The sequence below is a fragment of the Oribacterium sinus genome, assembly GCF_963537195.1.
Taxonomy (GTDB): domain Bacteria; phylum Bacillota; class Clostridia; order Lachnospirales; family Lachnospiraceae; genus Oribacterium; species Oribacterium sinus_A.
Genome location: NZ_CAUTEG010000073.1, coordinates 1 through 12,316 on the forward strand (window position 1 = coordinate 1; position 12,316 = coordinate 12,316).

General features: G+C 41.1%; 14 protein-coding genes and 1 pseudogene. 5 read left to right on the top strand and 10 right to left on the bottom strand.

Annotation, left to right across the window (positions count from 1 at the left end; genetic code table 11):
* Positions 1-198: 198 nt before the first annotated feature.
* From RYL27_RS08385 to RYL27_RS08410, 6 genes are all read right to left on the bottom strand, one after another.
* Positions 199-588: a bleomycin resistance protein gene (locus tag RYL27_RS08385; protein WP_007157256.1), complete on the bottom strand. Its 390-nt coding sequence runs from the start codon at positions 586-588 to the stop codon at positions 199-201.
* Positions 589-603: 15 nt separating this feature from the next.
* Complete coding sequence (locus RYL27_RS08390) at positions 604-999, bottom strand: hypothetical protein (RefSeq protein ID WP_314966523.1); 396 nt, start codon at positions 997-999, stop codon at positions 604-606.
* 29 nt (positions 1,000-1,028) lie between these two features.
* Positions 1,029-1,661: a class I SAM-dependent methyltransferase gene (locus RYL27_RS08395; RefSeq protein WP_314966525.1), complete on the bottom strand. Its 633-nt coding sequence runs from the start codon at positions 1,659-1,661 to the stop codon at positions 1,029-1,031.
* 148 nt (positions 1,662-1,809) lie between these two features.
* Positions 1,810-2,487, bottom strand: coding sequence for an alpha/beta hydrolase (locus RYL27_RS08400; RefSeq protein WP_314966526.1), 678 nt, complete (start codon positions 2,485-2,487; stop codon positions 1,810-1,812).
* Between the two features lie 83 nt (positions 2,488-2,570).
* Positions 2,571-3,107, bottom strand: coding sequence for a 3'-5' exonuclease (locus RYL27_RS08405; protein ID WP_314966527.1), 537 nt, complete (start codon positions 3,105-3,107; stop codon positions 2,571-2,573).
* Positions 3,108-3,123: 16 nt separating this feature from the next.
* A complete protein-coding gene (locus RYL27_RS08410; protein ID WP_314966528.1) occupies positions 3,124-4,620 on the bottom strand; it encodes a carboxypeptidase M32 in 1,497 nt (498 codons plus the stop codon).
* Between the two features lie 188 nt (positions 4,621-4,808).
* On the opposite strand from RYL27_RS08410, the gene RYL27_RS08415 reads away from it, so the two are divergent.
* Positions 4,809-6,044 carry an ATP-binding protein gene (locus RYL27_RS08415; protein ID WP_314966530.1) on the top strand — a complete coding sequence of 412 codons (1,236 nt, stop codon included), beginning with the start codon at positions 4,809-4,811 and terminating at the stop codon, positions 6,042-6,044.
* Between the two features lie 216 nt (positions 6,045-6,260).
* Here the strand turns inward: RYL27_RS08415 and RYL27_RS08420 are convergent, their stop codons facing one another.
* Together RYL27_RS08420 and fumC are read right to left on the bottom strand one after the other, a co-directional pair.
* Positions 6,261-7,433: an NAD(P)-dependent malic enzyme gene (locus RYL27_RS08420; protein ID WP_314966534.1), complete on the bottom strand. Its 1,173-nt coding sequence runs from the start codon at positions 7,431-7,433 to the stop codon at positions 6,261-6,263.
* Between the two features lie 179 nt (positions 7,434-7,612).
* The gene (gene fumC, locus RYL27_RS08425; protein WP_314329174.1) at positions 7,613-8,977 is read right to left on the bottom strand and encodes a class II fumarate hydratase; all 1,365 of its coding nucleotides are present in this window, start codon (positions 8,975-8,977) and stop codon (positions 7,613-7,615) included.
* Positions 8,978-9,156: 179 nt separating this feature from the next.
* On the opposite strand from fumC, the gene RYL27_RS08430 reads away from it, so the two are divergent.
* Positions 9,157-9,723, top strand: coding sequence for a TetR/AcrR family transcriptional regulator (locus RYL27_RS08430; RefSeq protein WP_304070893.1), 567 nt, complete (start codon positions 9,157-9,159; stop codon positions 9,721-9,723).
* Positions 9,724-9,812: 89 nt separating this feature from the next.
* A complete protein-coding gene (locus tag RYL27_RS08435) occupies positions 9,813-10,574 on the top strand; it encodes an EFR1 family ferrodoxin (protein WP_314329171.1) in 762 nt (253 codons plus the stop codon).
* A gap of 36 nt (positions 10,575-10,610) precedes the next feature.
* Here RYL27_RS08435 and RYL27_RS08440 read toward each other — a convergent pair.
* Both RYL27_RS08440 and RYL27_RS08445 read right to left on the bottom strand, forming a co-directional pair.
* A pseudogene (locus tag RYL27_RS08440) lies at positions 10,611-11,153 on the bottom strand (EFR1 family ferrodoxin); the annotation flags it as partial.
* 21 nt (positions 11,154-11,174) lie between these two features.
* Positions 11,175-11,387 carry a hypothetical protein gene (locus tag RYL27_RS08445; protein ID WP_314329169.1) on the bottom strand — a complete coding sequence of 71 codons (213 nt, stop codon included), beginning with the start codon at positions 11,385-11,387 and terminating at the stop codon, positions 11,175-11,177.
* 287 nt (positions 11,388-11,674) lie between these two features.
* Here RYL27_RS08445 and RYL27_RS08450 point away from each other — a divergent pair, with 287 nt between their 5' ends.
* Positions 11,675-12,190, top strand: a complete 516-nt coding sequence (locus tag RYL27_RS08450) for a hypothetical protein (RefSeq protein ID WP_304070900.1) — start codon at positions 11,675-11,677, stop codon at positions 12,188-12,190.
* A gap of 8 nt (positions 12,191-12,198) precedes the next feature.
* The coding region (locus RYL27_RS08455; protein ID WP_314966536.1) for a helix-turn-helix transcriptional regulator at positions 12,199-12,316 on the top strand (118 nt) is incomplete at its 3' end.

A 12,316-nucleotide genomic window follows, 5' to 3' on the forward strand; every position in this document is an offset into this window, starting at 1 on the left:
TCATCATCAAGAACTGTTTCAAGATAATCAATCGTATTGTTAAACGACTTGATAATATTCATTTCGATTCCTCCTTTCTTTCGGTTTATTTTAGTATAGAGGAAGAGTTCTTTTCCTACCCTACAATATCTGTACAAGTTTTATAGGTTTCATCTCATAGAAACTTATACCTTGCTAAGTTCAACAAATTGGCATTTATCAATTTGTAAATCTTAATAAATATCCATTGGGATCTTGTATTAAGAACTCAATTTGTGTTTCTTCTGCACCATTAACTTGATATTGATTTCTTGTTAGTTCTCTATATATTTCAAAATTTAGAGTTTTCACTAATTTATAAATTCCTTCAACATCTTCGACTGCTATTGAAAAATTTATACCTCTTCCCAAGGGATAACTTAATTCGCCTGTGTTCCACCCATCATCATGAATTTGTTCAAACATAAACTGACTTCCTTGAAAAGACATGAAAACAAACCTTTCATCATTGCGTTCGTATTCTATTTTGAATCCTAATCTGCTATAGAATTTTTTTGTTTTATTAATATCAAAAACCGATAATTCCGGAATCATCTTATTAAAATCCATCTCTATCTCCCATCCTTATAGCCCTAATTGTCCTAACCACTCCTCAATATCTTCCACGGAGGTATTCGCAGAAAGCATCAGTGTATCCTCATTATTTTCATCACATAAAATCAATTCCTGTTCTTGATTAAAAAACAGGCTTAGCCATACAATAAAGCTTGCATAATCCCTCATTCTATTCTCGGAATTAAAATACTCTATGGCAAAGGTTGTTCTTTTTTTATCCATTCGTAGGGTAAACTGATAAGACTCCTCATAATTTTCCCAACAAATATCATAGGAAAATGACGCACTGTTACTCTGCTCTATCTCTGTCCCCGGATACTTCTTTTTGATTTCCCTATTGAATATTTCTAAATCAAAATCATTATTTTCCACTTTGTTTACATGAATAAAACTTGTCACAGACATCTCTAACTTACCTCAAGGCCAATGGTTTCTTATAAGACAAAATTTTCTCCTGCTAATATCAGTATGCCGGAGCAGAATGTCTTCTTCTCAAAAATCAGATTCGGAAATTCTGTTCTTAGTTCATCCGCAACGCAATAGATTTCATCATTATCCCACTCATCCGCATATTCTTTTTTGCATTGATCTAATTCCTTGCGATTTGAAAAAGCGACATCTCCAATTAGAATCTTTCCGCCATCTTTAAGATGTGCAAGCAAATCTTTTATCAAAACAGTCTTTTGTGCATCCGTTAAGTGATGAATAGAATACGTCGCAATAATAAAATCAAAGGACTCTTGCTTCAGTTCATCCGCTAAGCCCTTTAAAAAATCCCCCTCATAAAGATGTGCACCCGGCATCTTCTCACGCGCAAGCTCTATCATTCTTGAGGAAAAATCTTGTCCGTAAATAGTGCATCCGTTCTCATATAGTCTTGTGGTTAATGTACCTGTCCCGAACCCGAGGTCCAAAACCACTGCATTAGGCTTTTCCATTATGATTTTGTAAATATCTCCCAGAATCCTCTTGTACCCTGCAAAGGGATAACGATTCTCTTCTTCCGATACCCCGACTGATTTATCGTAATCATCCGCCCATAAATCAAAACCTTTACTATTTAACATTTTCCCTCCTCTACTCCTGCTTTTCTATCGTATGTCCTTGCTTTTCCCGCCTTTACCCTAGCAGGCAAGATGTATCTCTCGCTCAAAGTTCTCAGTACATTTCGAGCGATAAAGCAGCCGGAATCCCCATAATCCCCTGCATCCATTTTTATCGCAAAAGCTCCAAAATTCCTTCTGCACAGCGGAGATTCACATCTTGAAAATGCTTTCCCGGGTTCAGTTCATATTTGCAGGGAATCCCCAAGCTCCTAAAATACTCGAGCAGCTCTTCCGTATTTTCTTGCATGGTTTTTAAAATAGGATGTCTCGTTTTAGACTCTTGATCTCCAATGGATAAATACAGCTTTTCCGGCAAGCTTTTCATCGTATTTTCTTTGCAAAATTCCTTAATCCCCGGAAACCACAGAGAGCCCGACATACTGGCCACACGGGTAAAGACATCCGTCTTATACAAGGCATACAAGGCAAATAATCCCGCCAGAGAATATCCGGCTATGCCTATGAAACTCGCCTTTCCGTGAATTCTTTCCGTAGCCCAAGGTAAAATAGCGGACAGTAGGCTTTCCAAATATACATCCGCGCCTCCGGAAAAAGACTCTCCGTCTTTCGAGAGCGCCGCAGCCGGCCAGGGAGACATCTCCCTCTGCCAGTCATGAATGCTGATTGATAGAAAACTACACTCCGGCGCATTCTGTTTCCGAAGCTCCTGATACACCGCCTCCCCCTCATCGGAAAAGCTGTGAAAAACAATCAGCGGACGGTCCGCTTTCTCCGCCCGAAATAAGCTTAGTTTATAATCACTCAAGGTAAAATCTTCTCTATGCATACGCTATTCTTGCCTCCTCCGATAGAGCTTCTTTAATGATAATGTCTTTCATAATATCTTCCCTGCAAAATTTCTAATATTCCTTATTTCTTAAATGAGCAAGTCCGAATAAAATCCTTCACCTCTGCCCCGGCTTCCAGATAGCGAAGCAATATCTCCGCACAGGCATGGCTGTCACTATCCGCCTGATGGTGGTCCAGTGCAATTCCGAAATGCTCGCAGACCATATTTAACTTATGGCTCCTGTCGGGAAAGAGGCTTCTGCCCATTTTCACCGTGCAAAGATAGCGGGCATAGGGCTTCCAGTCAATGCCATAGTCCAAAAGACAATTTTTCAGCACATTCATATCAAAAGAAGCATTGTGGGCCACCAGCATTCCGTCGGAAAAAAGCGGCTCAATCTGCTGCCATAATTCCGGAAAGGTGGGCGCATCCTTGACACTGGCCTTACTGATTCCGGTAAGCTTGACATTGAAATAGTCAAAGTCCGCCTCGGGATTCACTAAAGAATAGAATTCCTTACTGATTTTTCCCTCTTCCACAACGGTAATGCCGATCGCACTCATGCGGTTGTTCTTTCGGTTTGGTGTCTCCACATCAAAAACAATAAAGCGTGCCACGATTTCCTTCTTTCTCTTACAGCTGATACAGTTTCGTATATTTCTCCTCAATGTACTCCAAGAAATAGTTTACATTGAACTCCTCCCCGGTCACCATTTTCATAAGCTCCGGTGCCTCATAGCGGAAACCATAGGTATGGATATGCTCCTTCAACCAATTCATGATTTCATCAAAACGGTTATTTCCCAAAAGCCTCTCTACATCCAGATCCTTCCGCATAGCCTGCATAAACTGGGCAGCAAAGGCTGTTCCCAAAGCGTAGGTAGGGAAGTAGCCGAAGCTTCCGTCCGACCAGTGCACATCCTGTAAGATGCCCTCTTTATCATTTGGCACATCCACGCCCAAATACTCCTTGTACTTTGCATTCCAGGTTTTATCCAGTCCCTCTGTAGAAATGCTTCCGTTAAATAAGCCCTTCTCAATTTCATAACGAATAAGGACATGCAACGGATAGGTCAATTCATCCGCTTCCGTACGGATAAAGGACGGCTTGGAACGGCTAACAGCCTGGTAAAACTCCTCTAAAGAAACCTCTCCCAGTTGCTTTGGAAAATGCTTTTGAAGCCTAGGATAATGATATTTCCAAAAGGCCAAAGTTCTTCCCAGATAATTTTCGCAAAGGCGGGACTGGGACTCATGCATACCGGAAGACACTCCCTCGGATAAAATCATACCGTCATACTTCGGGTTAATATTATGCTCATAGTAGGCATGTCCTACCTCATGCACCGTGGATAAAATGGCAGAAATCACATTGTTTTCGAGATATTTCGTCGTGGTACGGCAGTCATTTTCACAGGTCCAAGAAGTGAAGGGATGCTCGGATTCATTTTGATAGCCCCAGGAAGAATCAAAATGCAGATACTCTAAAAGACCTTCCATAAACTTCTTCTGTTCTTCCACAGGGAAGCTCTGCGTAAGAAAATCCTCCCGAAGCTGCTTCGCCTTTGTGACCTTCTGAATGAGCGGTACCAGTCTTTCCTTTAAAGCGGCAAAGAAGGCATCATATTTTTCCTCATCCATCCCCGGCTCAAAGTCATCCAGCATCTGATTATAAATACTCTTATCACTCTTTCGATAGCCGTAAAGCTTCTTTTGGCTCTCAATTACCTTTTTCAGATAAGGGGCAAAGAGAGAATAATCCGCCTTAGATTTTGCTAAAATCCAGGCATCAAAGGACTCATCACAAAGCTTTTTAAAAGCTACAAACTCCTCCTTCGGAATACAAAGGGTGTCTTCCGCCTTCTTATAGTAAAGCTGAATAGCCCGCTTATTTTCCGCGTCCACCTCAGAATCTTCCTGCAAATCCTTTAGTAATGCCACGATTTCCGGATCGGTTTCCAAGCTAAAAAGCTCCCCTGCCAAAAAGGCGGAACGCTCGTCCCGATAGCTGGCCCCTGCCTCCGGTGCCACCGTCTGCTTATCAATACCAATGATGCTCAAGGCCATTTGATAGGCAGAACATTTGAACAGCCAGTCCTGATACTTCTTTAATTTTTCTTCTGTAGTCATATTTTTCCTTTCTTATAATTGTTTTACTATAACACATGCCGGTACGGGAATATTCTGATATAATGATTTTATGGATTTAACGTTAGCATTTTTTGCATTTTCACAAAACTGCCAACGTTAATTTTAATATTTCGTACTGTATTTGCTATTATATACTATGAACTAATAAGTTAGAAAGGAAGAATAATATGGCTTGGTATCCTCGTGAAAACTACCTTAAGAAGATTCGTGACTTTTATCACGAAACCGATATTATTAAAGTAATCACCGGTGTGCGAAGATGTGGTAAATCCTGTCTTATGGAAACAATTGCCAACGAATTAAAATCGTCCGGAATTCCTAGTAATCATATTTATTTCTTCGACTTGGACAGTAAGGACTATCATAAAATTACAAATCCGGAACAATTGGAACAGCTATTGGAATCAGTTCCGAAAGTGCGTGGAACAAAATATCTTTTTATTGATGAGATTCAAAATGTAAAGGACTTTGAACTAATTCTTAACAGCTTTCGTAGGTCTAATGAATGGTCAATTTTTATTACCGGTTCAAATTCGTATCTCCTAAGCGGAGAATTGATGACAAAACTAACCGGAAGATATATTGAATTTGAGATGTTCCCACTTTCGTTTGAGGAATACGAAGGCATTAAAAAATTCTATGGAAAAAAAATTGCTTCCGACCGACAAGAAGAATTACAAAACTATATTCTTGAAGGCGGTTTTCCCAGAACAATACAACTGGAAAATATTGCCGCAAAGCGTAGATATGTTCAAAGTGTTATCGAGGAAATCTTTGAAAAAGACATTAGAAGAAGGCTAAAAATCCGTAATAAAAATACATTTGAAACAGTCCAAAAATACATCATCAACAACTTTGCCGCAACAACCAGTCTAAAAAGCTTAAAAAAAGCCATTGAACAAAATGGAACAGCTATAAGCGAAGCCACGATTGCAAGATATGTTAAAGCCTTGTTGGATGCGAAAATTCTTTGCGAATGCCCTAGGTTTGATATGAAGTCCAAAAAATCCTTAAGTGGAGAAAAGAAATACTATTTAGCTGACACCGCTTTTTATTTTGCTCAGAACACGGACAACAGAATTAACTTTGGTCCTGTTCTTGAAAATATTACCTATATATATGCAAAATCTCATGACTATTCTGTAGCTGTCGGGAGAATAGGGAAGCTGGAATGTGATTTCATCTTAAGAAATAACGAGATGCGTTATTCCTACATTCAAGTTGCTTATACCATTGCATTATCAAAGGATACCGAAGACCGTGAGTACCGACCACTCGAAGCCATTAAGGACAATTATCCTAAATATGTTGTTACTGCAGACTCTATTCTTCAACAGCGAAACGGTATTGAGCATATTAACCTTATTGACTTTATGAGAAATGGAAAAGAGTTTTTAGCTTAGTTTATAAAATATATTTCCACTTATAGGAGAAAGGGGCTGTGAAAAACAAGAGAATGACATGATTATATTCAAATTATAACTATATTATTCTTTCCAGCCCCTTCTGCACTATAAAATTTATTCTTCTATTCGGCCCTATAGCAATCCAAAATTACAGCTTGTTTTGCAAGAATGCTATTACCGCTTAATTTTATAGTTAGGCATTACAGTTTAGTTTTACACTCTGGCAACGCCGCTTTTCTTCGCAGCTTCCGCAACGGCATTTGCCACTGCATCTTTCACTCTTTCATCAAAGGCTGCCGGTAAAATGTACTCCGCATTTAATTCCTGATCGCTCACAAGGCCTGCGATAGCGTAGGCTGCGGCAACCTTCATTTCATCATTGATATCCTTTGCCCGCACATCAAGGGCTCCTCTAAAGATACCCGGGAAGCATAGTACATTATTGATCTGGTTGGGAAAATCCGACCGTCCTGTAGATACTACTGTAGCACCGGCCTCCTTCGCATCTTCCGGGAATATTTCCGGAATAGGATTGGCACAGGCAAAGATAATGGGCTTCTCCGCCATGCTCTTCACCATATCCTTATTCAGGGTTCCCGGTGCGGAAACACCGATAAAGACATCCGCATTTTTGATAACATCAGAAAGACTTCCCTTTTCCATGGAGAGATTGGTAACCTCTGCCATTTCCATCTTAATGGGATTTAAGTTCTCTCTTCCCTTATAAATAGCACCTTCCCTATCCGTCATAATCACATGTTTTGCTCCCATGCTTAAGAGCAGTTTGATAATGGCAATGCCTGCCGCTCCTGCTCCGGAGGTCACAATCTTCACTTCTTCGATTTTTTTCCCGGTAAGCTTTAAGGCATTAATCAGACCTGCCAAAGTGACCACCGCAGTGCCATGCTGGTCATCATGGAAAATAGGAATATCGCAAATTTCCTTTAGTCTCTTCTCAATTTCAAAACAACGGGGTGCGGAAATGTCTTCCAGATTTACTCCTCCAAAGCTTCCGGCAAGGAGGCTCACCGTTTTCACAATTTCCTCCACATCCTTCGTTCTTACGCAGAGCGGAATGGCATCCACATCTCCAAATGCCTTAAACAGCACACATTTTCCTTCCATAACCGGCATGCCTGCCTCCGGCCCTATATCTCCCAAGCCTAAAACCGCAGTTCCGTCCGTTACCACCGCCACCGTATTCCAGCGTCTGGTCAGCTCATAGCTTTTCTCCACATCCTTCTGGATCACTAGGCAGGGTTCCGCCACGCCCGGGGTATAAGCAAGACTTAAAGCCTCTTTGCTATCCACCTTGGCTCTCGGTGTAATTTCCAGCTTTCCCTTTAATTCATAATGCAGTTTCAATGATTCCTTCGCATAGTCCATTTTTTCTTCCTCCATACTTTATATCATCTCTTCTTATACCGTTTTTCTTATAGCACTTCTTCTTGTTTCACTTCTTAGACCGTTTCTTCTTAATACCGTTTCTTCTTAATACCGTTTCTTCTTAATACCTTTTCTTCTTGTTTCACTTCTTCTTTGATGAGTACTTTTATTCTATTTTCTTATATCATTTTTTCCGGTTGAAATACTTCATCGAATTTCTCTTCCGTCAAGAAGCCAAGCTGTAGGCAGGCTTCTTTCAAAGAGATATTTTCCTGAAAAGCCTTCTTCGCTGTCTTCGCCGCATTTTCGTAGCCAATGTAGGGATTCAAACAGGTTACAAGCATAAGAGAACGGTGAAGGTTTTCCTGCATTTTCTCCTTGTTCGCCTTGATGCCTACAACACAGTTCCGATTAAAAGACAGCATGGCATCGGAAAGCAGGCGTACGGACTGCAAAAAGTTGTAGATGCACACCGGCATATATACATTTAGCTCAAAATTCCCTTGAGAAGCCGCCATGCCCACCGCCACATCATTGGCCATGACTTGAACGGAAACCATGGTAAGCGCTTCGCATTGGGTAGGATTGACCTTTCCCGGCATAATGGAGCTTCCCGGCTCATTTTCAGGAAGGAAAATTTCTCCAAGACCGCATCTTGGTCCGCTACCCAGCCACCTGATGTCATTGGCTATTTTCATAAGATTCGCCGCCAGGGCTTTCAATGCACCGTGGGCAAAAACAATCTCATCCTTCGAAGTAAGAGAATGAAATTTATTGGCTGCGGTTTTAAAATCCTTTTTAGTAAGTTCAGAAACCGCTTTGGCCACCTCCAAATCGAAGCCTTTGGGGGCATTTAATCCCGTTCCCACCGCGGTTCCCCCAAGAGCCAGCTCCCGAAGTCCGGGAAGGCTTAATTGCAGCATCTCCTTCGATTTTTCCAGCATCACTTTCCAACCGCTGATTTCCTGAGAAAAGCTAATCGGGGTGGCATCCTGTAAGTGAGTCCGGCCTGTTTTTACAATGCCTTCATTTTCCTGCATAAGTCTTTCAAATGATTGAATGAGGGTGTCAAGACTGGGAAAAAGTCTCTCCTCGATTTCCAAGGCTGCTGCGATATGCATGGCTGTTGGGAAGGTATCGTTGGAGCTTTGTGACATGTTGGCATGGTCATTGGGATGCAAAAGCTTTTCTCCTGCCATTTCATTTCCCCGATTGGCAATGACTTCGTTCACATTCATGTTGAACTGGGTTCCGCTTCCGGTCTGCCATACCACAAGGGGAAAATGCTCGTTGAGTTTCCCCTCTAAAATCTCATCACATACACCGGAGATCAAAGTTTTTCGTCTTTCATCCAGTTTGCCAAGTCGGTTATTGGCGATTGCCGCCGCCTTTTTTAAAATGGCAAAGGCACGAACAATCTCAGCGGGCATTTTCTCCGTTCCTATTTTAAAGTTCTCAAAGCTTCTCTGGGTTTGTGCCCCCCAGTATTTTTCCACCGGAACCCGCACTTCCCCCATGGAATCGTGTTCTGTTCTATAGTCCATTTCTTTTCCTCCATACAGCATTTACAACAGGGAAAATCACTTCGGGTAGATTTTATCAAAAAAATGGCTGACGGAACAGGCTGGATTCTATCTTGTCCTTCATTTTTCATCTTTACATCGTTTAGATTGAGTGCTATCATCTAATCAGTGTATAGATTAAAGCAAAAAAGGAGTATGCTTTGAAAGCCGATACATACCATCATGGGAATTTAAAAGAAGAATTAGTAGAAAAAGGCCTGGCCTATATCGATCAATATGGTCTGGAAGCCCTTTCTATGCGTAAACTGGCAGATTCTACAGGCGTCAGTCCTGCCGCGCCGTATGCCCATTTTAAAAATAAGGAGGCTTTTCTGTCCGAAGTTCGTAATTATGTGAATCATCGATTTTATTCGACATTGGTGAAAGCCACGGAAGATTGTTCCGACCCTTCCAGAATTCTTTTCAATTTGGGAAAAAGTTACGTCCTCTTTTTTTATGAAAATCCTCTGTATTACCGGTTCTTATTTTCTATAGAAGATATTGATATAGAAAATTATCCGCCGTTTGTATTATTCAAAAATACCGCAGAAAAAGTATGGAAAGAGGAATCCGAGAATCGGGATAGTACTTCTATTCTCCATTCAAAAGTAATTGCACTCTGGTCCCTGGTGCACGGGCTGTCTTCTATCGTAAACATGAAAGGCGCTGTAGACACGGATCATCTCGAGGCGGAAGTCGAGCAGATTCTGAGCTCCATTCATGTATAAGAGACGACGCAAAATTGATTTCCAACTTAATTCATGTATAGGGGACGAAGTAAAACAGATTTTCGACCAAACAATATATAGGAGTATAAATGATAGGGGTATATTTAAGCGGTACAGGAAATACAAGGCATTGCATCCAAAAATTTCTTACTGTACTAGATTCCGATGCGAAATGTGTTCCCATTGAGGATAAAGAATCTATAGATGCCATCCGAAAAAATGATGAGATCATTCTTGCTTATCCGACACAATTTTCCAATGTGCCATTTATGGTAAGAGATTTTGTCTTTCGGCATAAGGATGTCTGGAAAGGGAAAAAGATATTTTTAATAACCACTATGGGAGCATTTTCCGGTGATGGAACAGGGTGTCTTGCCAGAGTTTTAAAAAAATATGGTGCAATTATCCTTGGCGGTTTGCAGATTCGTATGCCGGATGCGGTTTGTGACAGTAAATTACTGAAAAAGTCTTTAGAAGAAAACCGAAGAATCATCCATGAAGCGGATAGAAAAATCGAAAAGGCAACAAACACGATTAAACAAACCGGAAAATATCCCCGGGAAGGCTTAAGCTTTCCGGCTCATCTCGCAGGATTATTCGGACAAAGATTATGGTTTTATAATAAAACCACCGGGTATAGTAAAAAGCTCAAAATCAGTGATGACTGCATTGGATGCGGATTATGTGCCTCCATCTGCCCCATGGGAAATCTACGCATACAAAACGGCAAAGCCGTCAATCTGGAAAAATGCACCATGTGTTATCGTTGCATAAGTTCCTGTCCCCAAAAAGCCATTACGCTTTTGGGAAAAGAAGTCGTCGAACAGTGCCGGTATGAGAAATACGTTTAGACAGCAAAAAATTTTTCTCAAAGCACAAAGAAGCGCTTACATGCTCTTCTCTCCTGCGTATTTTTGATATGTATATTGTCCATGGGCGTTGGTCGCCTTGCCGCTCCCGTAATATATGGCATGTTTCGGGCAACGGTGAAGACAGCCCAGACACATGGTGCAGTCCTCCTTCACCCAAACCGGCTTTTTGTTCTGCATTTCAATCGCCTGAACCGGGCATTTCTTTGCGCAAAGTGTACAGCCGATGCAGGCGTCGGACACAGAAAGATTCCTGGTCTTTCGCATTTTGCCGTCATAAAGCTTTTTCGCCACCCTTCCTACAAATTCGGGCACCGTGAAATCCATCTCTTTTCCTTTTTTCTTTTCGGAAAGTAATACCTTAAGCTCATTGATTTCCTCTTCCGCCTGCTTTAAGCTGTTTTTTAGCTTTTCGGCATTGGATAAGTCAAAAATCACAGTCCAGGTATCCGGCATACGAATGTCGAATTTCGCATCCAAGGCTAAACCTTTTTCTTTTAAAAGGCTATCCGCAATCGAAGAGTCTGCCCCCGTTGTCGTTCCGAAGGTCCCCACATAAAAGCTGTAGGGCTTTGTTCCATATCAAAGCTTCAACTTTTCCAAGAACGCATAAACAATGCTGGGCAGTCCCCAATCATAGGTGGGACTTAAAATTCCAAACCTTCCGTCCTTAACCGTATACTCATAGCTTTCTGCCTTGCAGGCTTCCTCAATGGATATCATTTCTTCCTGCGGCTCTTTAATTTTCTCTGCTACATGCCTGGTATTTCCGGTAGCTGAAAAATAAAATAACATCTTCCTTACTCCTCACTTTGTTTCTTTATTAATGCCCTATGTTCTTCACTCGTACTGTTCCTTTGCTTAAATAGTTTCATTGTAGCAGAACTTTTGGAGAATGGACGATCGGTAAAGAAAATCAAGACGGATACTTCTAAAGATAGTTTCCTATCTGATGTCTTTTTGTAAAATATACTTGACATATTAAAAACAAGGTGTATATTGGTTATGTAAATTATTTACGACATTTTGTAATACACATTGCTTTCCGTAAAAAAGTGAGAAAGCAAGGAAAGGAGTTTTCGATGAATTATTTTAATTTAGGAATAGCTGTAGGTTTTTTTACCGTTACACTGCTAGTTCTCTTTCGAAACAGATTGAGTAAGGACAAACAAGATTGTTATGATGAAAGGCAGGTAATCGTCCGTGGAAAGGGCTATCAATACGCTTTTTTCACCACCATGGGGCTTCTCATGCTGTACGCTGCCTTTGCCGAGCCCATTGAAAAGTATATGGAAGCCGGGATTATCCCTCTTGCCATTCTTCTTTTCTCGGGGCTAATCCTCATGGGATACTGCCTTTTCCATGATGCCTTCTGGGGGCTTATCAGTAAAAAAAATAAAAGAATGGGTGTTACCGTATGGGCTCTATACAGTGTACTGAACATCATGCATATCGTTGATAATAGCTCTCCTGATAAAATGTGGATTGACGGAAGGCTCAGTAGCCGTTTTATGGTTCCTCTCCTTCTCAGTATCTTTTTTGCCATTGCCCTGATTCTCATGCTCCTGAAGAATCGAATGAAGAATGACGAAGAGTGAGGTAGAAAATGAAGAATCTCCGTTTAAAATCCGCTAGAGCGGGAAAAGACCTGTCCCAACAGGAACTGGCGGATCTGGTAGGCGTCAGCAGACAAACCATCAATGCCATAGAAAAAGGGGACTATA